Genomic DNA, 21516 nt, shown 5'->3' with positions numbered 1-21516 from the left:
TAGACGAAAAATTCTACTCAAAATTGTGGAGCCGATCAATTTAGAATGAATGACTTATTGAGCGGTTGTCAACGAACGAAAGTCCGTAGGATACTCGTAGTAATTGTCTGGTATGCTACTCATTTCTGATGATTACGCGTAAGTCGCTATAGCGCCCTTTATCGTCCGCGCAGGAAATTTTTAACGAGCCGGGGCGTGGTCTGAAAAAGACGGCTTCGGTGGGCGACGACTTTCGGTACAACTTGTCATTCAGATACCAGAATACCGTCTGTACGTCGTTGGGTGCCTGGCAGCTTAATTCCAGATCAGCTGGTTGCTTTGGATTGATGAAATACTCGCTGCCATCGTTCAGGCTGATTATCTGAGGTCCCGCACTCTTTAGAGCTGTCGAGCCAAAAACACGTTCGCAGTTTGGGTTATGCGGGGGCACTTTCTCAAAGGGAATGTGCTTGCTTTGGTAGAAAGCGATCACGTCCGGCGATAAGTTCGGGTAAGATCGGCGGATGGCACCGCTGTCGGGTTTACAATGGGCGCAGTACGACAAGGTACCTGCCGCGTTGGTAAAAACCGCTTTTTGGTGTTGGCAACGCCGGTAACGAGACACGCCCATAATGAAATAATCCGTTACGTGACTAGTGCAAAACTCGCCCGGAACATCACCCGTTTCGGGGCAGACAAGCCGAGTTGATAAACTATTACCCGGTTTAGAAAACCAGCCTTTGGGCGAGTTATAATCCAACGTGTTGAATAACTGAAAGAGCAACGGTGTAGTGGTATTGGCCCCGCTGAGTTCGGCGGCACCCACACCCGAAAAATTACCGACCCATACGCCAATCGTGTACCGCTGATTATAGCCAATACTCCACGCATCGCGCCGACCGTACGAGGTCCCTGTTTTCCAGGCAATGCGCGGCAAGTGATAACTGTTATCAAAATTGTTTGGTAAATCCGGGCGGGTGATTTGGGTGAGCGTATTGGTGATGAGATAGGCGGCTTCCTGCGAAAGAAGTTTTGTGTCCCGCCGAGTTGGCGAAGCTTTGCTCGTAAATCGCAATTCGCCCATGACTCCGCCATTGGCAAATCCGGCGTAGAGTCGCGTCATTTCTTCCAACGTAACCCCGCAGCCTCCCAGAATGGTGGAAAGCCCCAAATCTTTGGCTTGTTTACGGATGGTTGTAAAGCCTGCCTTGCGTAAGCTTGACATCAGCGTTGGCGTACCAAGTTCGTTCAGTAAAGCAACCGCCGGAATGTTGAGCGAGTTAGCCAGGGCAAATTCTGCCGTTACCGGACCGTTGAATTTGCGGTCGTAATTGTCTGGTTCGTAGCCACCAAAATTTGTGGGAACATCGTTTAATTTCGTTTTGGGAGTGATAAGGCCCGCGTCGAATGCCAATCCGTAGAGGAGTGGTTTCAAAGCGCTTCCCGGTGAACGCACTGCTCGGACACCATCCACTTGTCCGCCGTCAAAAGCATTGCCAAAGTCGGAGGAACCTACATAAGCAACTACCTCCTGCGTTCGGTTATCCACAATCAATACCGCTGCGTTGTGGATATTGTAAGCGCGCGTTCGATTTACATAGTTTCTCACCAACTGCTCAGTAGTGGCCTGCATCGCCGGACTGATCGATGCCTGAATGATCGGTACACGGGGATTTTCGCTTCGCAGTCGTCCGGAAAGGTGGGGTGCTAACTGCGGGGCTGCGCGTCGATAAGCGGTAAGGGGTTCGTCCAGGGCATCTGCAATGGCTGTTTCATCGAAGAGTTTACTAGCTCGGAAACGGGCTAGCCAACGGTTTCTTTCCTCAATGATCAGTGCATTGTTCACCCCCAGCCTTAGGCTCGACGGTCGGTTCGGTATAATGGTCAGCGTGGTCAGCTCGGCCAGGCTCAGTAGCTTCGGTGGTTTGCCAAAGTACAGCAACGACGCCGATTTTAAGCCTTCAATGTTGCTGCCGTACGGAACCAGATTCAAATACAATTGCAGGATCTCATCCTTCGAGTAATGAAGTTCTAGCTGCATCGCCTGAAACAGTTCGATGAGCTTGCTGCCGTACGTGCGTTGGCGAGGGTGAAGGAGCCGGACCGTTTGCATCGTAATCGTTGACGCTCCTGACGTTCGGCGACCTGATAGCAGGTTTCGGCCGGCGGCCCGCACCATCGCTATGGGATTAAAACCAATATGATAGCGGAAGTATTTGTCTTCCTTGAACAAAATAGCGTCGCGGAGAGTAGGAGTAATCTCGGGAAGTTCGGCGTACATCCGCCATTTGTCGTCGCGGCTAAGAAACGCGTGAAGAATGGTTCCGTCGCGTGCTGTGATCAGTGTCGAGTAGGAAACAGCCGTTTTTACGGGAAACAGTAGATCCAGCATCAGAAAAAGCAATGTCGCAGTAAGAACTAGCTTAACGGCAAACGGCTTCCAGACTCGTCTGGCAATGCGTTGACTGCTTTCCCATAGTGCTGTACTCATTACGGTGTCTGGTGGTGTCTTACTGCTGACTATACGTAGTTACTAAACGCAAAAGTCTATCAAATCCTATAACCAACGACAACCGTACGTTAAAACAATGACAATTCAGTTTTTCGGAGCAGCCCGCACCGTAACGGGTAGTAAACACCTGATCACTACAGCTAGCGGCACCCAGATTTTGCTTGACTGCGGATTATTTCAAGGCATCAATACCGACGAACTCAACCAACAGTTTGGCTTCGATTCCGCCAACGTTGATTACATGGTATTGTCGCACGCTCACATTGACCATACCGGACTCATTCCCCGACTTGTGCGGCAAGGGTTCACCGGCCCTATTTACACCACATCGGCTACTATTGATCTCTGCGAAGTAATGCTTATGGACAGTGCCCGCATTCAGGAGCGCGATCTCGAACGGGTGAACAGACGACGGCAGCACCGAGGTCAGCCTGATCTGGAAGCGCTTTATGATGAAGACGACGTTCAGAAAGCCCTCGGGCAGATGCAACCGGTGGAGTACAACAAGCCGTTTGCAATAGGCAATGAAGTAACCGGATTGTTGACCGATGCCGCACATCTGCTGGGTAGCGCGTCGGTTAGCCTGACGATTCGGGAGGAGGGGACCGAAAAACGGTTGTTTTTCAGTGGTGACATTGGCCGACCCGACGACAAGATTTTACGATTCCCCGACAAGTTTCCGCAGGCTGATTATATTATCTGCGAATCAACGTACGGCGACCGACTCCACGAAGCTGAGCCCGACATGAAAGCGCATCTGTTACGCATTGTGCAGCAAACCTGCGTTCAGGAGCGGGGCAAACTTCTTATTCCTGCCTTCGCCGTTGACCGGACGCAGGAGTTGATCTACGCGCTGGATCAACTGTCGAGCGAAGGTCATTTGCCAAAAATACCGGTGTACATAGACAGCCCGATGTCCGTAAAAGCCACCGATATTATGCGGGATCACGAAGAAGACTTCAACCCCGAAATTCTGGCGTATATTAAAAAAGACGGCGATGCGTTCTGCTTCCCTAACTTGCGTTACGTGTCCGATGTAGAGGAATCAAAAGCGATCAACAACAGCCAGGAGCCGTGTATTATTATCGCACCATCGGGCATGGCGGAAGCTGGTCGTATCAAGCATCACATCAAAAACAACGTCGAGAAGCCGAATACGACTATTTTGCTGGTTGGGTACGCGTCACCGAACAGTCTGGGTGGGGCACTCAAGCGGGGTGACAAAGAAGTTACCATCTTTGGAGAACGCTATCATGTAGCTGCCAGAGTCGAGATTATGGACTCATTCTCGGCTCACGGTGATTACCGCGAAATGCTTCAATTCTTAAGTTGTCAGGACCCCGCTCGCGTTAAAACCGTATTTCTGGTTCATGGAGAATACGACAAGCAAGTAGTCTGGAAAGAAAAATTAGAAGGGGCTGGTTTCCGTACGGTTCGAATCCCTGATATGCGGGAACAGGTCACGTTGTAAATAGTGCTACGGGCCGCTTCGCTGCTTTTTGGTATAAATAAAATAATCCCCCGGTTTTTGTAAAGCCGGGGGATTATTTTTGTAGTGGCGTTCGTGCAGTCGTCAAGTAAATCGTACTCGTGGCACCCGCGCAAAGCAGCGGTTCAGCACGACACGATACATTTTACCGAATTGTGCGTAACACCAGCGTCTGAGTTGCTTTACTTCTTTAGGAATGAGCATTTTAATGGCTTTCGCCAACTCTTTTTCAAATAATCCTCTGTCAAAGCTTACCTTTTGAAGGATCGTTTTGATATACTCTAGCATTGAAAGCATAGTATCTCATTTTTTGGTTAAAGAAGCTTACAGATACTGAAAGATAGTAGTTAGTTCGTTCTGATAAAGTACCTAAATCCGTAACGGCGTTCTTTATAAATTGTTGCTCAAAAATAACAATGTTTATAGAAATATTCCTAAAATATTTTGTATTATTTTATTTAATTTCTGCCGTTACTTTTGGGCAAGCGATTGATAATGACATTACTATTGAGCTAGGGCAAACTAATTTTCCGATTGAGTGGCCCTTTACAATATCCATTATTATTCCTAACAGCGATTCACGTCCTTCTGTTCTATTTCCTGACATTCCGGGGTTCACAAAAAAAGGTACATCGGCCAGCGTGACACCCAGTGAAATTGGGGGTAAAACAATCACGAATCAGGTCATCACGCAGAATTATCAGGCTCGCGCTCCCGGTCGTTTTCGCATTCCTCCCTTTAGCATAGAAGTCAATGACGAAACGGTACAATCCGAAGGGACCATCGTGGTGGTTCGGCCTTCAGGTGTGGCGTCTGGTCCGGTTACATCGACGGCTGTTACGCTGGCTATCCCATCCAGTGGAGCGGCTTTTCTATCGCTGAGAGCGTCGAAAGCTACCTTGTACGCTGGTGAGGATGTCGCCTTGACCCTGTCGTTCTTTATTGCTGACAATTACCCGTATCGACTCCAGTTCAGGGCACTCGATAAGCAGTTGCAGACGATCACTAAAAAAATCCGTCCGGCCAATGCATGGGAGGAAAGCGTTGGCATCACGGAGTTGAATCCGGTACCTGTATTGGTGGGAGGAAAAAAATTCCGGGAGTACCGCTTGTATCAATCCGTCTTTTTTCCGCTGGCAAACCGTACCCTGCAATTACCGGCAGTGACCTTGTGGATGGAAAAGGAACGACCCATTATCGGTCCACCATCGGCTAAACCCGAAACGATCACGTTTACCAGTAAGCCTATCACCATTGCCGTCCGACCGCTTCCGGCTCATCCGTTGCGCGGCCGCGTCCCGGTTGGTACGTTTCGGCTGGAAGAAAACCTCGAACGGCAACGGGTGCGCGTGGGGCAAAGCATTCGCTACACCTTTACGGTAACGGGAGAAGGCAACATCGCGACCCTTCCCGCTCCGGCTACACTGAACGATACCACCGCCGTTGACATATTTCCGCCCAAAGAGCGACACACCATCGAAAACAACGGTACGCAGGTGACGGGCCGCAAGTTATTCACGTACTTCATCGTTCCTCATCAGGACGGTTCTATTCCGCTGGTTAACCGTTTTCAGTGGATATACTTCAATCCGCATACCGCGCGTTACGATACCCTTCGTCCTCGGGCGCAGCTACAGGTCGGCGGAAAAGGAGCCGGCTTATTGGCCAACGCAACCGTACAGGCCGCTTTATCGGGTACTACCGGTGAGGTTGTACCAGCAACAACCGGCAACTCGTTGTACAGCGGGATCGAAGCAATAGACAGCACCCAGCAATCGATGAGTGTTCCGGCTTTAATCCGGTCAATTGCCAATGTGTTGATTGTAATAATGTTATTAGGAGTCATCTTTGTATTCTTTAAGAAATAAACGAATGGATCAATAACTGGTCGTTGACGATCTGTTTAAACGCCCACGACTAGTCTCCATAAGCAAGCATGAGCAGTACGTACGGAACACTATTCAAAATTTCTACCTTCGGCGAATCACACGGTCCCGGCATTGGCGTTGTTATCGATGGCTGTCCAGCCGGGCTGTCTTTTGATACGGATTTCATTCAGCATGAATTAGACCGTCGTAAACCGGGACAGTCCAGAATCACTACCCAACGGCGGGAAGCCGATGAGTTTGACGTGCTGTCGGGTGTGTTTGAGGGAAAAACGCAGGGGACACCAATCGCACTGCTTATTCGCAATACCGATCAGCGGAGTAAAGACTATGGACACATAGCCGAGCAGTTCCGGCCTTCTCACGCCGATTATACCTATCAGACGAAGTACGGTTCCCGCGATTACCGGGGCGGTGGTCGGTCTTCAGCGCGCGAAACAGCCGCGCGGGTGGCTGCCGGTGCCATCGCAAAACTGCTACTAAAGGAACTGGGTGTTCAGGTTCAGGCTTACGTGTCGCAGGTTGGGGCGCTCAAACTCGATAAGCCCTACTCGGAATTAACGCTGGCGTTGGCGGAAGAAAACCCGGTTCGTTGCCCCGATCCTGAAACGGCAGAACGCATGTTTCAATACATCGACGAGACGCGTAAGCAGGGCGATTCAATTGGTGGCGTGGTTGACTGCGTCGTTACGGGGGTTCCGGTTGGCTGGGGCGAACCCGTTTTCGATAAACTGCACGCCGAACTAGGCAAAGCGATGCTTAGTATCAATGCCGTCAAAGGGTTTGAATACGGAAGCGGCTTTGCCGGAGTTGAACTGTACGGCTCCCAGCACAACGACGAATTTTACACCGATGAGCAGGGACGTGTTCGGACAAAAACGAATCTGTCGGGTGGTATTCAGGGAGGAATCAGCAACGGAGAGGCTATCTATTTCCGGACGGCGTTTAAACCCGTAGCTACCATCATGCAGGACCAGGAAAGCGTGGACGTGCATGGTCAGTCGGTAACGGTTTCTGGAAAAGGGCGGCACGACCCATGCGTAGTACCCCGCGCTGTGCCCATCGTAGAAGCAATGGCTGCGCTGGTGCTGGCCGACATGTATCTGCGTGACAAAGCGGCACGGCTGTAGCCCGTTTATCGCTTACTTTTGTTTAGAACGGCCTGCATAATAACGAAACCCAGGAAGCCGAAGCCAATAGCCTGCCCGATGATGCCCAAACTGAGCAAGGTGTCGGCGGTATCGGAATGCGTACGTCTGGCCCAGGCACCAGCCAATAGCAGCACTATACCAGTTAGCCAGAAACCAGCGGCCAGTAAAACGAATTTGTTTTTGATCGTGACCATAAGACAAGGGATAAGCTGTTTACCTAAAACTCAATTTCAGGTAAACAGCTTTGTTCAGTTCGTAAAAGTACAGCATAAGCGCTCTTTTCTCTTTAATACAAAGGCACATTGGCGGCTGTTTTCGCTGGGCGCTTGGTTGTTGCTACCTCTGTCAGGGAATGCTCAGACCCGGCTACAGCGGTTCTCGTTTACTCAGGGCCTGATGGGCACGGAATTCAACGTCATTTTTTACACACCGGATAGCGTAGTTGCTTATCAGGCCAATCGGGCTGTTTCGGTCCGAATGGATACGTTGAATGCGATCATGAGCGATTATCTGGACGGTTCAGAAATAAACCGGTTGTCGGCAACCAGCGGTTCGGGTAAGTGGATAACGGTGTCCGCCGATTTATTTCATGTCTTGCAGAAAGCGCAATCCATAGCCCAGCTTTCGCACGGACGTTACGATCCGACGGTTGGGCCGTTGTCGTTGTTATGGCGGAGAGCCGTCCGGCGCAAGGAATTTCCTACGGCTAGCCAGCGACGCAAGGCCAGACGGGCCGTTGGGTATCGGCTGATGAAACTGGATCGGACCAATCAAACCGTAAAACTTCGGCGGTCGGGGATGCGGCTGGATGTTGGCGGCATTGGGCAGGGATTTGCCATTGACGAAGCGCTCACGGTACTGCATCAATTCGGAATCCGCTCGGCTCTACTCGACATTGGAGGAGACATCCTTGTAAGCGATGCACCGCCCGACCATCCGGCGGGATGGCGGGTAAGCCTCGGTTCTGGCAAAGCAGGCAGTTCAGATACGGCTACTGTTTTACTGAAAAATGCGGCTATAACGACATCGGGTGACACATACCGCTTTCTGGAACACAAAGGCCGACGTTACTCGCACATCATGAACCCACGCTCCGGGTTAGGGCTGCACCACTTCGTGCAAGCTACCGTACTCGCTCCGGATGGCTATCATGCCGATGCACTGACGAAAGTATTCAGCGTGGCTGGCTTACGGAAAAGTCGGCGGTTGCTCAAGCGCTTTCCGGGAGCCGAGCTACTCTTTCTCGAAAACAAAACCGGCAAACGGCACGCATGGAAATCGGCTGGTTTCAAGAGAATTCTTCCCTAGCACAAACGACAGGACTTACTTTCTACAAGCGCAGTACAGCCGCGCCGGTCGTCTGATCGACCTCACGTTCCAGCCGTTTTTTGTGAACGGTGATTGTAATTTCTACCGACCCAGTGCCAACTTCAAGCGCCAGGATATGACCACCAAAAGCGTTGAAGTTTTTATCCGTAACGACGCCATGTACATGCAAGGCGGGCTTGTCGTCCTTCCAGGCAATGCTACCGGTCATGCTGGCCATTTCTGTGTCTCGCATGGATTTGGGATCGTAGTCTTTTTTCTCGGCGTTCCAAAATCCGAAGGTTGGGTGAACAAAGCCAAAGCCGCTGAAGCTGGCGCTGGGAATCTTTTCGTTCACCGCTAACTGCTCCAGTTCGTAAAGAACGTTGTCGCCTTGTCGTAGGACCATTACATAGCCGGTTGGCGTAGACATGTATTTGGGACTTACGGCGTGAGCGGGCGTTGACTGCTGTTGAACCGGTAGGAGCATGCCGAAGCTGTTTAGGGCCAGTGCCAGGAAGAAGGAGTTGAACATAGCTGTTAAATCGGTTATCCTACAGCTATAACCATTATTTTGGCACAATTGGCCCTCTGCTAACAGCCTTCACCCTGGTCAGCGCGTGAAATGGCTGGCCTGGTATTGGTTATGGCCGTTGAAGATCAGCGTTTAGAGGCCAATGGCTTATCGACTTAACCAGTCGCGTAAACTAACGATGCGTTGTCCAAGGCAACTGTAATAGACAGCCAGCAAGACATTGATAAAAATGCCGCTGAATAGAATGGAAAAGATGCCTTTCGAATGCGTTGTGTTAAACAGCAGGATGGCCGTGATTCCCCAGATAACGACCATGAGAATTGTGACGATGCGCTTTTTTAGCGTAATCATAGTTACCTGACCGAACGGAGTGAAGTCTTGGAAGAACAGTCAGGCCGCTTTTAAACAGTCTGGCTATTTACGGTTGATCAATCGCTAGTCCGGCAAGTCAGACCAGCGATTGATTAACAATGGAGTTAGTTAAACGGCTATCGTTTTACCAGGTACGGCTATTGGGTAGAAACCGTCTTTGTCTGGCAGGCTCTTAGGCATAGCGTCCCAGGCGAGGGTAGTTGGAAAGAGGTCAATCTGGGAATTTAACGCTTCGTCCCACTTCACCACTTTACCGGAATAAGTCGCCATTCGGCCCATAATGGCCGTCATGGTACTTTTCGCTACCCGTTCGGCGTCGGCAAATTTGTAGTCGCCCTTGGCAATGGCAGCAAACAGCTCGTCATGTTCAATCTGGTACGGATTGCCATCCGCTTTGGCGTCATACGTATGGATAGGCTGACCGTTATAACCCATCAAGACGCTGGTTCTTTTCTCCATCCCTTCAACTTTACCTTTGGTGCCCAGGAACATTTCGTCTACCCGGCTAAAGGTGCCTTCGTAGTGTCGGCATTGGCTATTGATGGTTGTACCATCGGCGTAAACAAAGTCGACAATATGATGGTCAAAGATTTCGCCATCTTCTTTGCTTGTCCGAACCTGACGTCCGCCCGTTCCCTGACAAGACACGGGATAACTGTTTTTGACCCAGTTGGCTACGTCGATGTTGTGGACGTGCTGCTCGTTGATATGATCACCGCACAGCCAGTTGAAGTAGTACCAGTTGCGCATCTGATACTCCATTTCGGTTTGGTTGGGCTTACGTGGCTTGTGCCAGACCCCACCGCTGATCCAGTAAACCTGTCCACCCACAATGTCGCCGAGTGCGCCGTCGTGAATCCGCTTGATCATCTCGCGGTAGCTAGGCTGGTAACGCCGTTGGAGTCCAACGACTACGTTCAGTTTTTTCCGTTTCGCTTCTTCCGCAGCAGCCAGTACTCGCCGGATGCCCGGTGCATCGGTAGCCACCGGTTTTTCCATAAACACGTGCTTACCCTGACGAACGGCTTCTTCAAAATGACTTGGCCGAAAGCCCGGTGGCGTAGCCAGAATAACGACATCGGCTAACGGGATGGCTTGCTTGTAAGCGTCGAATCCGACAAATTTACGGTCCTCTGGTATGTCTACTTTAGGCGTTCCGTCGGCGGCTTTGGCTCCGCGCTCGGTCAGCGCTTTATAGGCATCGTCCACCCGGTCGCGGAAGGCGTCGGCTAGTGCCACAATTTTAACGTTTTGCTTCGTGCTTAAGGCTTGCTGAGCGGCCCCGGTGCCCCGTCCGCCACAGCCGATCAACGCTACTTTTATGGTGTCGTTTGCCGAAGTATGGTAGCCATAGCCAGCCATCTCGGCTTGTGCACCAAATGGCAAACCGCCCAGTAGCGCACTGCCTGTCAATAGCCCGGACGTTTTAAGGAAATCGCGTCGGTTCGATTCGTTCGTCATTGGAGTAAGAAGTTCGGTTGAAAAATGGAACGCTTATTACTAAAGGTAGCTGGTATTTAGATTTACTAGTTCGTTTTCCGAAACCTTAACGCGAACAAGCTAAAGCTGCCAGTGACAGGGATGTTTCTCGGGTTTTAGCGCATAGGTAACAAGGCTATTTTCTGAAAATAATTTATTTAATAACAAGATTTTTTTGTACGGAGAGAAGAGTTATCCGTATGTTTAGAGGAGAAGAGAAAGCGTCTATAAACAACCTTTTTTTATTGACTATCTATGCATAAATCCACTACGTATTCACTAATTCATGTGTTCTTTTTGTGTCTGCTGACCACAGCGGCTATGGCCCAAACGCGCATTGCGGGGACGGTAACCGCAGCAGAGACAAAAGAGCCACTAGCCGGTATCAGCATTGCCGTTAAGGGTAAGGTAATCGGCACAATAACCGACCAGAAAGGAAACTTCTCGTTAACAACCAACACGCCTACGCCCTTCACAATCGCTGTTTCAGCCGTAGGTTTTCAGGCGCAGGAATTGGTCATCACCGGCAGCCGCTCGGACATAACCGTAAGTCTGAAAGAGCAGGTCACGATCGGCCAGGAAGTAGTTGTGTCGGCATCGCGGGTCGAGGAAAGCGTACTTAAATCGCCGGTATCGGTCGAGCGGCTGGATATTCGATCGTTTCAAGCCACGCCGTCGGCTTCGTTTTACGATGCGCTACAAAACATCAAGGGGGTCGATATGGCTACGCAAAGTCTGACCTTCAAATCGGTCAACGTGCGCGGCTTCGGTGCGAACGGCAATACCCGTGTCGTGCAAATGCTCGATGGGATGGACAATCAGGCACCAGGCTTGAACTTCTCGGTGGGTAATATCGCCGGGGTGTCAGAACTGGATCTGGAAAGCGTTGAGTTACTGCCCGGTGCGGCATCAGCCCTTTACGGTCCAAACGCCGTTAACGGTTTGCTCTTGATGACTTCTAAAAATCCGTTTCAGTATCAGGGACTCAGTGCGTATGTTAAAGGGGGTGTGATGAATGCCAGCAATCATTCGACCGCAACGACGCCTTTTTACGATGCCGCTTTCCGCTACGCGAAGGCGTTCAATAACCGATTGGCGTTTAAGGTCGGGGTTTCTTATCTGTCGGCTAAAGACTGGCAGGCTACCGACTACCGTGATCAAAGCTTCTCGAATAATTATAATCTGCAAACCGGCAATCGGGCGAATAACCCAGGCTATGATGGTATCAATATTTACGGTGATGCGAGTGCTAACCTGTATTCGAACTTGTTCGCTAATGGACAACCCGGAACGGGCGCCAACGGCTCATCGCAGGTACTGGGATTGATTGCGACCACCCAGATTCCACAGGCGGGTAATCAAACGTTACCGCAGCTGACCGGGTTGACCCCACAGCAGCTTTTCAATGCGATTATTCCCAACCTGAACATTTCGCGGACGGGTTATTTGGAAAACGAGCTTGTCGACTACAATGTCAATAACCTCAAACTGAATGGCGCATTGCACTACCGGCTAAACGAAAATGTCGAAGCAATTGTACAGGCCAACTGGGGTACGGGTACGACGGTGTACACAGGAGCTGACCGGTATTACATCAAAGGATTCAAACTTGGTCAATATAAACTCGAACTGAAAGGGTCTAATTTCTTTGTACGAGCGTATACGACGCAGGAGCGTTCGGGCGACGCGTACGCAACGGGGATACTGGGTCAGGGAATCAACGAGTACTGGAGCGGTAGTGCCGCCAAATGGTTTCCGACGTTCTTCGGAACGTACACGCAAACCGCGTTTCAGGGATACGCCGGAGCGCTTTTACAGGCTCTTAGCAGTGGGCAGAATCAGGCCGCTGCCGTAGCCACAGCGCAGGGCTACGCAGCCAGTCAACAAACGAACTGGTTGAACGTCGCGCGCGGCACGGCTGATCAAGGTCGGTTGATGCCGGGTACCGCTGGCTTCCAACAGGCGTTTGATGCCGTATCTGGAAAACCGATTCCGGGGGATGCGCAGGGCGTGGGCGCGCGCTTTCTCGACAAAACCAATCTTTACCACGGTGAGGCCATGTACAACTTCAACAAGGTAATTGATCCAAAACTGGTCGAACTGATCGTTGGCGGTAATGTTCGGCGGTATGCCTTGAATTCGGAAGGTACCTTATTTGCTCGTGACGAAAATGGCAAAGAATTTACGATTGATGAATACGGTGCTTACGCGCAGGCGTCGAAAACGTTGGCTGATGTATTGAAGCTAACCGGTTCCCTGCGTTACGACAAAAACCAGAACTTCAAAGCGCAGATAAGCCCCCGTCTATCGGCGGTACTGACCTTAGCGAAGGTGCACAACGTTCGGGCGTCGTTCCAACGCGGTTTCCGTATTCCAACAACGCAGGACCAGTATATCGATCTGAACACACCTTCGGCTCACTTGATCGGTGGTTTGCCTTTGTTCAAGCAACGGTATAATTTCAGCGGCAGTCCGGTGTATACGCTTCAGTCAGTACAAGCTTTTGGAGCCGCCTTGCAGACGGGTGGAGCCGCTGCTTTGCCACAAGCCCTTGCCTTATTGAGACCAGCCGCTGATCCGGGCTACGATCCCGAACGCGTAGAAACCTACGAAGTCGGCTATAAGGGACTGCTCGGAAATAAGTTGTTTATCGACGCCTATTATTACTATAACCGGTTCCTGAACTTGTTGGGTACGCAAACGGTCGTACAGGGTGTGCAGCCCGTTTCGCTCACCAATCCGGCCACGGCCTTGCAACTCATCAGTGCGTCAACGCGTAACGTTTATTTCTACCCGGTCAACTCAAGCACTCAGTTAAAAAATGCAGGCTGGGCGATTGGTCTGGATTACCTGTTACCCGGTAACTATACGGTTGGTGCTAACGTAGCGTCGAACTACTTGATTGACCGGGATAAGCTGCCAGCGGGTTTCGTGACGCAGTTCAACACGCCTAAATATCGGTACAACCTATCGGTTGGCAATCGGAATGTTGCTGGTAGCGGTTTTGGCTTCAACGTCGTTTGGCGGGCTCAGGATTCCTTTTTGTGGGAAGCTAGCTTTGCTAATGCAGAGGCTACGGCTCGTCAGCAGACCATTATTCTCGCCTATAGCACGCTGGATGCGCAGATCAGCAAAAAAATACCGGGAGTTAAATCCATTCTAAAAGTCGGTGGTACCAACTTGCTGGGTAAACTTTATACGCAGTCCTGGGGTAACCCCAGCGTGGGATCGATGTACTACGTCAGTTTGTCCTTCGATCAACTGATGAACTAAGCAGACCTGTAGCTTTAAGAAAAACGTCGTTACGAGCTGTCTTGTGACGACGTTTTTCGTTTGCAACAAATCGACGGGCCTTCGTATTTCCAGCGGGTTATTGACTAAGCCGTCAAAATGAAAAGCAGAATCGAACTTTTACGCGTAAAATGACCGTTGCCTGATCATTTGGTAGGTCACTCTGATTTTCCTTTTACGCTATTGATTGATTCTACATCTTCCAGCTCCTCAGAGCCGTCTAATCCGTCCAGACTGGATACTGACTCCGCATTACCACGGCGGCTTACGTTGCTTCAGGGCACAGCGCTAAACATGATCGATATGGTCGGTATCGGACCATTCGTTGTGTTGCCATTGGTCATAAAAACCCTCGGCGGACCGCAGTTTATGTGGGCGTGGGTGCTAGGTGCGCTCGTTTCGGTCGTTGATGCATTTGTCTGGGCTGAACTGGGAGCTGCCTTTCCCAAGGCAGGCGGAAGCTATAATTTTCTGAAAATCTCGTACGGAGAACAGCGTTGGGGGCGTCTGCTGGCTTTTCTGTACGTCTGGCAGACCATGATCCAGGCTCCGCTGGTGATGGCTTCGGGCGCTATCGGTTTTTCGCAGTACATGTCGTACCTGATACCGCTGGACGAATGGCAGCGTAAAGCGGTATCGGGCGGAGTTGTGCTGGTCATTATCATCCTGTTATACCGAAAAATTGACTCGATTGGTAAAATCGGGCTGGTTATGTGGGGGGCGGTGTTGTTGACGCTGGGCTGGATTATTGTTGGCGGTTTAAGCAACGCCCGCATTCCGCTGACGGAGACATTAAGTTCGATGGGATCGGTGAGTGGTGGATTAATAGCCGCTGGTCTTGGGCAAGCATCGGTCAAAACGATCTACTGTTACCTGGGTTACTACAATGTTTGTCACCTTGGCGGAGAGATTCAAAAACCAACGCGCAACATTCCCGCCAGTATGTTTATCTCTATTGCGGGTATCGCGGGACTTTATTTGTTGATGAACCTGAGCGTGGTGAGTGTCGTGCCCTGGCAGGAGGCTCAAAACAGTGACTTTATCGTCAGCACGTTTGTCGAAACGCTTTACGGTCCGGCTGCTGCTAAGCTGGCAACCGTTCTGGTTTTGCTGGTTGCTTTTTCTTCGTTGTTTGCCGTCTTGCTGGGCTATTCGCGGGTGCCGTACGCAGCTGCCGCCGATGGGCAATTCTTTCCGATTTTCGCGCGGTTGCACCCGACGCGCCAGTTTCCGTATATCTCGCTGTTGTTCTTAGGGGGTGTCGGCTTTGTGTTTAGCTTACTATTCCGGCTGGGCGATGTGATTACGGCTATTTTAGCGATGCGGATCGTTGTGCAATTTGTCGGGCAGGCCGTTGGCTTGCTGTTGCTTCACCGCCGACGAGCCATCCGTGAATTTCCTTTCCGAATGCCGCTATACCCGCTACCCGTGCTGTTAGCGATTACCGTGTGGCTGTTCATCTTCTTTTCGACCGGACTGACGTTCATGCTTTCTGGCCTAACCGTCATTGGCCTGGGTATCGTCGCCTTCCTTGTATCAGCTGGCGTACGTCAGCAATGGCCGTTCGGTAAGTGAGGCATCATGGGCTTACTCGTAAGTCGAGCCAAGCTACGTCGTCTTCGCCGTTCAGGTTATTCGCATTAGGCGTAACGGAGCCCGGTGTCGAATCGGGGTCGGGCGTACCAGCTGACCAGATCTGAGCCGCATTCATCAGGTTTCCGACTTGAGTAGGCTGGGCGGTCAATACAAACTGAGCGGTTGCACCTGCCGCCAGCGAGCTAATGGTTCCTTCGACAATCGAGTAGCCGTTTCCGATAGCCACCACGTTCATACCCGCCGGGGTACTGGTCAGGGTAAGATTGCGTAACGTGTCCCGCACGACGATGTTGGTGGCTGTCAGTCCGCCCGCGTTCGCTACCGTCAGTGTGAATGTTACGGGCTGAGAAACGCGAAGGGCTCGGTTACTGACTTGCATACTCATCGACAGATCGGCTTTGTTCGCTACGGGCGCGGGTTGATTGGACTGGGGCGCGGGTAGGGGTGTCTGGTTAGGATTAGGCGATACGTAGATGGATGAACTACTGGTTGACGTTCGGAAGTCAGTATTTGCTGCGTCGTCCTGTCCATCGCCGGTACCAGAGCCTGGCTGGGAGGTCGGGTCGGGTTGATCGCTGGTCAAAATCTGAGCGGCATTTACGTAAGCGCCTGCCTGAGTCGGTCTGAGTTGGTAAACGTACGTAGCCGACGCACCGCTGTTCAGGCTTATACCGCTTCCGCCAACGGCGCTACCCGAACCTGATACGCCCGCTCCCCCGCTAACAAAGGTAAGGTTAGGCGGTAAGTTGTTTTGCCAGCTAACACCCGTTGCGTTGGATGGCCCGTTGTTTTGAATCGTTACCGAAAAGCTGACGGGCTGATTCAGCGCTGGTATGCGGGCGCTGGACTTCATGCTTAGTTTAAGATCAGCCTGCGACTGGCCGGCAACGGTGATCTGGTAATCTTCCGTTTCGCCATACGAATAGATGCCGCATGCATCGGTTGGAATCCCGTTATAGGTGACAACGACACGGATCATCAACGTACCCGCTGTCAACGTGTTCGGTAAAGCCAAATTTCCCGAGAACTGGCCCGTAACGGTGTTAGGTGTTTGGTAGAGCAATTCGTTCCGGTCGGTTTCAAAATAGCCATTCCGGTTGAGATCAGCCCATATAGACACCCCCTGGCTGTATTGTGAAGGTAATAAAGTCGCCGTAAAAGGAATCGACTGGCCGGGTTGGACAAGAGCCGACGATGCATTCACTAGACTATACCCTCCCGCTGAGCAACCTGAATTCTGACTGAGCGTAGCGCCATTAAGGGAAAAGCCATCTAATCCGTCGTTCTCTGAGCAGGCATACGCGCTGTAGGTTGGGCGACAAGCCAATGTTGTAACACTAGCTACTGAGCTAAGTCCTTGCGTAGTACTGTTTGACGGACGTATCCGATAATAGTACGTGGTTACAGGCGCTGTCTTGGTATCGGTATAGCTGGATGTGTTAGGTCCTACTCCGCCGATGGGTACAAAGCCGGTATTGGAACTGGTCGAACGCTCGATGAAGTAACCCATCTCGTTGGTTCCGTTATCCTGCCATGACAGCAGTACGTTACCATTGCTTATCGCGGCAACCACATTGCTAGGTGCCGTTACGGCTGTAGCCGGACAACCCAGTGAGTAGGCGGTGTGTGTTTGTCGCAGTGCCAGACCGGCCTGCATTCGGTTGTATTGCCCTTCCGTAAAATCGTGCGTACACGGAAAATAGTACGACATAATGTTGGTGATGGAAGGCGCGTATCGATTTCCCTGCGAATCGGTAACCGTTCCGTTATAGGTTTGACAGCCATTGATATAAACCGTCGTTGCACCAGGCAGTCCGTACGGATCGGCGGGGGTGTCACAAAGCTCATCGCCAGCTGTTGTACAATTAGCGCCAGCACCTCTGGTCACTAGTTCATTGGTGCCCGAACCGCTATTGCCGAACGTGTGGTACAGGTTAAAGTTGTGCCCGATTTCGTGGGGCAGCAGTCGGTTTGCGAGATCGACCTCATCGGACTCATTGAGGATAAACGAACGGGTTGACTGAAGGCTATTTCCCGGAAAATACGCATAGCCGCCCAGGCCGCTTTGATCGAACGCATTGACGTAGTACTGGTTCATCGCATTGGTCGCGTCACGGCCATTCACCGAGGTTTCGCTGTACGCCGGGAAGCTATTATACAGATTATCGTTGTCGATGTAGTCGGGTGACGTACCGCAGAAATAAAACTGAATTCCGCTGCCGTTAAGGAGATAATAACTGTTGGTGATAGCGATGATATTGTTCAGCTTAGTCATCGTCATACCGCCGGTTCCATTGCTGCTCCGGAAAATGTGGGGGCGGATCGGAACGTATACAATACCCGTCAAGGCTTCGCCTGAAGCTTGTTTCACACTTAAGGCAAAGGCTGCCTCGCGGGATAATTCATGGCGTTGGGCTTCCGTCAGATCGGGTGTTGCACACAGGGGGGGAAGCACGAGAGGAGCCCGTTGAGCCACCGAAAAGTGCACAGACAAGGTGCACAGGCAAATTAGTATAAGCCGTAGACAAGGTGTCATTCAACAAGGCTGATGTTTAGGATTGTGTTTAGTATACCGAAAGTAAAATATTGTTTCCTAATATGCAATAGCTATTTTAGGCGTTTATACAATTATTTTGCTGTATACGCTTGAATTGTATCAATACAGAATAGTATGAGCATTTCTTGAAACAGAATTTTTAATTTCTGCCCCATCTTGTAAAGAACCACCGCTCGATCTGGGTGAAAGCGGTGGTTCTTTATCATTTTATTTTAAAGCGTCAAACAAAATCTCAGCCGGGTGCTTGGCCTTTCGAGCGGTACCATCTTTGATCTGATGGCGGCAGGAGGTGCCGGGGGCTGCGATAAGAACATCATCGGGCTGCTGCCGGACGGTCGGAAATAAAACTAATTCGCCAACCTGCATCGAAACGTCGTAGTGCTCGGCCTCGTAGCCAAACGAACCGGCCATGCCACAACAACCCGATGGGATAAGCTGCGTCGTGTAGTTCTGCGGGAGCGACAGCGCCTTTTTACCCGGTACCAATGACGAGACCGCTTTTTGCTGGCAGTGCCCGTGCAACTTGATTAACCGCTTTTCATCCGTGAATTGACCGGAGCCAATACGACCAGCATCCGATTCGCGCGCGATAAATTCTTCGAATGTCAGCGTGTGCTGAGCCAGGTTCTTCGCATCGGCCACGAGCGATTCATCGACCAGATCGGGGTATTCGTCACGGAAAGTCAGGATAGCGGATGGTTCCAGACCAACCAGTGGCGTTTCGGCGGTGACGACATCCTTCAAAAGCCGGACGTTGCGCTCAGCCAGTGTTTTAGCGTATTTGAGCATGCCTTTGGACAAGGCCGCGCGGCCACTCTCGCCATGCTCAGGAATAACAACCGTATACCCCAACCGCTCGAACAGCTGGATTGCTTTCTGACCTACTTCAACATCATTGTAATTGGTAAACTCATCGCAGAAAAGAAGTACGGTGCGTGGTTCGGATGCTGCTGTTGCTGACGCTTGTTTACCGCTACTAGCCCGTTTTGACCACCATTTTTTTAGTGTCGTGTTTTCTAGCAAAGGCATCGTCCGGTCGGGGTGGAAACCAACCAGGCGATTGGCTACCCGTCGAAGCGAAGGCGTTCCCAAGACACCATTCCAGGCCCAGGGAACCAAAGAAGCAAGACTCGACAGCCGGGCGAAATTAGCAATCAGTCGTGAGCGAATTGGAACGCCGTTTGTGTCGTAATACTGTTGTAGAAACTCGGCCTTGAGCTTCGCAACATCAACGTTGGAAGGGCATTCGTTTTTGCATCCTTTGCAGGAAAGACAAAGGTCATACACTTCTTTTATTTCTTCGTGATCGAAACGATTCTCCTTGGGGGAGCGCGTCAGCATCTCGCGTAAAACGTTGGCGCGAGCGCGGGTCGTATCCTTCTCGTTACGGGTGGCCATGTAGCTAGGACACATGGTTCCACCGGATACCTGCGTTTTCCGGCAGTCGCCCGAACCGTTGCACTGCTCGGCGTGCTGAAGTACGTTCTGATCTTTGTACCGGAAATACGTTTTGAACTCTGGCGTCTGCTGACCCGCTTCGTACCGTAGAAACGTATCCATGGGGGGCGTTTCTACAATTTTACCGGGATTGAAAATTCCCTGCGGGTCCCAGGTATGCTTAATTTGCCGCATCAGTTCGTAGTTGTGCGGCCCAACCATTTGCGGAATAAACTCGCCCCGTAATCGCCCGTCGCCATGTTCGCCCGAGAGTGAGCCGTCGTACTTTTTGACCAGCGTCGCAATTTCCTCCGCAATAAGCCGGTACTGACGGTGACCTTCTTCGGTTTTCAGATTGATGATAGGCCGAAGATGTAGTTCGCCCGATCCTGCGTGCGCATAGTGCACCGAATGCATATTATGCTTTTTCAGGATTTCATTGAAATCGCGGATGTAGTCGGGAAGATCATGAACATCAACCGCCGTATCTTCAATAACAGCGACGGCTTTTTCGTCGCCGGGTAGATTCCCGAGCAAGCCCAAACCGGCTTTGCGGAGGGTCCAGATCTTTTTGGTGTCTTCGCCGAATAGGAGCGGGTAATGATAGCCCAGATTAGCTGCCCGTAACTCCGCTTCCATCTGAGCCGCCAGCAACTCGATTTCCGCCCGTGTGTCGCGCGAGAGATCGACAACCAGAATAATCGGGAAGTGATCCGTCGGCGTTTTCTGGACAAAGAAGCTGTTTTTGCGCTGTTCTGGATTCGTATCGGCCCGCTCCAGAATAATATCGTCGATCAGCTCAACGGCGTAAGGTTTATAATTCAGGGCCACCAGCGTCGCACGAAGCGATTCATCGATCGAATGGCAGTGAATACAAACCAGCCCACTTTCTTTTGGAGGAAGGGGGACCAGATTCAGCTTGATTTCGGTTAAGAAACAAAGCGTTCCTTCGGAGCCGGTAATGAATTTTGCCAGGTTAAACGGCTCGCCATCGGACGCGAAGGGGACCATGTCGAGCAGCGCGTCCAGCGCGTAACCCGTATTTCGCCGTTCGATGGTCCGCTTTGGGAAGTTCCGCCGTATCTCTTCCTGGTTAACCGGATCCGCCAAAATAGCGTTTGTCTTGAGCAGTATTTTGTCAGCCAACGTTGCCGAGCCATTTTTACGGCTTGCATCGCCAACCAGCTTTGTATAATCCCAGCTTGTTAGATCGCCAAACTCCGCTTCCGATCCATCGGCCAGTAACGCTTTTACCGACAGCGTGTGTTCGCGGGTGGCCCGGTAAACGACCGAGTTAGAGCCGCAGGAGTTATTGCCCACCATACCGCCGATCATAGCGCGATTAGCCGTGGACGTTTCGGGACCAAAATATAGGCCGTACGGTTTCAAAAACAGATTAAGCTCATCGCGCACGACGCCGGGCTGAACACGTACCCAGCGCTCTTCGGGGTTGACTTCCAGAATTTTCGTAAAGTGCTTCGACACATCAACCACAATACCACTGCCAACAACCTGACCGGCTAAGGATGTCCCTGCCGTGCGGGGAATCAGCGACGTTTTGTGCTCGCGGGCAAAGGCAATCAGCGTCTTTAGGTCATCAATCGTTTTGGGAATAGCAACGGCAGTTGGTACCTCTCGATAAGCCGAAGCATCCGTTGCATAAAGTGTACGATACGTACTATCGTCGTAGACATCGCCGGAGAGCTGACTGGCAAGATGCCTTATAACCTCTGAATCCATAATTCTTAATCAATGGCCTGTGCCAGAATAAAGGCAAAAATAGTTGTAAATCAGCCAAAAATATTAGTGTGAGCCTATGAAATTCTATTAGTAACGAAACTCGGAAAACTTATAAATATTTATACTTATCTTAAGAATCATTTCATTTATAATCAAGGGGATAGGCTTCAGAGTATTTATACTCCTA

The 21516-nt window shown here is 51.0% G+C and carries 14 protein-coding genes; 6 read left to right on the top strand and 8 right to left on the bottom strand.

The genetic code is table 11. The features are described 5' to 3' along the window. Positions 1-115: 115 nt before the first annotated feature. The gene (gene pbpC, locus LQ777_RS22175) at positions 116-2470 is read right to left on the bottom strand and encodes a penicillin-binding protein 1C (protein ID WP_232560122.1); all 2355 of its coding nucleotides are present in this window, start codon (positions 2468-2470) and stop codon (positions 116-118) included. 97 nt (positions 2471-2567) lie between these two features. On the opposite strand from pbpC, the gene LQ777_RS22170 reads away from it, so the two are divergent. After that, positions 2568-3962: an MBL fold metallo-hydrolase RNA specificity domain-containing protein gene (locus tag LQ777_RS22170; RefSeq protein WP_232560121.1), complete on the top strand. Its 1395-nt coding sequence runs from the start codon at positions 2568-2570 to the stop codon at positions 3960-3962. Positions 3963-4064: 102 nt separating this feature from the next. Here the strand turns inward: LQ777_RS22170 and LQ777_RS22165 are convergent, their stop codons facing one another. After that, on the bottom strand, positions 4065-4277 hold the full coding sequence (locus tag LQ777_RS22165; protein WP_232560120.1) for a hypothetical protein: 213 nt from the start codon (positions 4275-4277) through the stop codon (positions 4065-4067). Positions 4278-4396: 119 nt separating this feature from the next. Here LQ777_RS22165 and LQ777_RS22160 point away from each other — a divergent pair, with 119 nt between their 5' ends. Together LQ777_RS22160 and aroC are read left to right on the top strand one after the other, a co-directional pair. Further along, positions 4397-5848, top strand: coding sequence for a BatD family protein (locus LQ777_RS22160; RefSeq protein WP_232560119.1), 1452 nt, complete (start codon positions 4397-4399; stop codon positions 5846-5848). 68 nt (positions 5849-5916) lie between these two features. Further along, a complete protein-coding gene (gene aroC / locus LQ777_RS22155; protein WP_232560118.1) occupies positions 5917-6996 on the top strand; it encodes a chorismate synthase in 1080 nt (359 codons plus the stop codon). A 5-nt stretch (positions 6997-7001) separates the two neighbouring features. On the opposite strand, the gene LQ777_RS22150 is transcribed toward aroC, so the two are convergent. Beyond that, on the bottom strand, positions 7002-7211 hold the full coding sequence (locus tag LQ777_RS22150; RefSeq protein ID WP_232560117.1) for a hypothetical protein: 210 nt from the start codon (positions 7209-7211) through the stop codon (positions 7002-7004). On the opposite strand from LQ777_RS22150, the gene LQ777_RS22145 reads away from it, so the two are divergent. Further along, complete coding sequence (locus LQ777_RS22145; protein WP_232560116.1) at positions 7204-8325, top strand: FAD:protein FMN transferase; 1122 nt, start codon at positions 7204-7206, stop codon at positions 8323-8325. The genes LQ777_RS22150 and LQ777_RS22145 overlap by 8 nt on opposite strands. A 22-nt stretch (positions 8326-8347) precedes the next feature. Here LQ777_RS22145 and LQ777_RS22140 read toward each other — a convergent pair whose 3' ends face one another. The 3 genes from LQ777_RS22140 to LQ777_RS22130 all read right to left on the bottom strand — a co-directional run bounded on the left by LQ777_RS22140 (position 8348) and on the right by LQ777_RS22130 (position 10690). Beyond that, positions 8348-8857 carry a PPC domain-containing DNA-binding protein gene (locus LQ777_RS22140; RefSeq protein WP_232560115.1) on the bottom strand — a complete coding sequence of 170 codons (510 nt, stop codon included), beginning with the start codon at positions 8855-8857 and terminating at the stop codon, positions 8348-8350. A 147-nt stretch (positions 8858-9004) separates the two neighbouring features. Beyond that, positions 9005-9208, bottom strand: coding sequence for a hypothetical protein (locus LQ777_RS22135; RefSeq protein WP_232560114.1), 204 nt, complete (start codon positions 9206-9208; stop codon positions 9005-9007). Positions 9209-9337: 129 nt separating this feature from the next. Next, positions 9338-10690: a Gfo/Idh/MocA family oxidoreductase gene (locus tag LQ777_RS22130; RefSeq protein WP_232560113.1), complete on the bottom strand. Its 1353-nt coding sequence runs from the start codon at positions 10688-10690 to the stop codon at positions 9338-9340. Positions 10691-10963: 273 nt separating this feature from the next. Here LQ777_RS22130 and LQ777_RS22125 point away from each other — a divergent pair, with 273 nt between their 5' ends. Together LQ777_RS22125 and LQ777_RS22120 are read left to right on the top strand one after the other, a co-directional pair. Beyond that, positions 10964-13981, top strand: a complete 3018-nt coding sequence (locus tag LQ777_RS22125; RefSeq protein WP_232560112.1) for a TonB-dependent receptor — start codon at positions 10964-10966, stop codon at positions 13979-13981. Between the two features lie 312 nt (positions 13982-14293). Further along, entirely contained in the window at positions 14294-15574 is a 1281-nt protein-coding gene (locus tag LQ777_RS22120; RefSeq protein ID WP_425276957.1) for an APC family permease, read from the top strand. A gap of 4 nt (positions 15575-15578) precedes the next feature. Here LQ777_RS22120 and LQ777_RS22115 read toward each other — a convergent pair whose 3' ends face one another. Next, positions 15579-18083: a GEVED domain-containing protein gene (locus tag LQ777_RS22115; RefSeq protein WP_232562895.1), complete on the bottom strand. Its 2505-nt coding sequence runs from the start codon at positions 18081-18083 to the stop codon at positions 15579-15581. A 276-nt stretch (positions 18084-18359) separates the two neighbouring features. Continuing rightward, the gene (locus tag LQ777_RS22110) at positions 18360-21329 is read right to left on the bottom strand and encodes an FAD-binding and (Fe-S)-binding domain-containing protein (RefSeq protein WP_232560110.1); all 2970 of its coding nucleotides are present in this window, start codon (positions 21327-21329) and stop codon (positions 18360-18362) included. Positions 21330-21516: the final 187 nt, after the last annotated feature.

It is taken from the genome of Spirosoma oryzicola, from assembly GCF_021233055.1.
In the GTDB taxonomy this organism is placed as follows: domain Bacteria; phylum Bacteroidota; class Bacteroidia; order Cytophagales; family Spirosomataceae; genus Spirosoma; species Spirosoma oryzicola.
The sequence above is the reverse complement of the archived record's forward strand: the minus strand, read 5'-3'. Positions and strand labels throughout refer to the sequence as shown.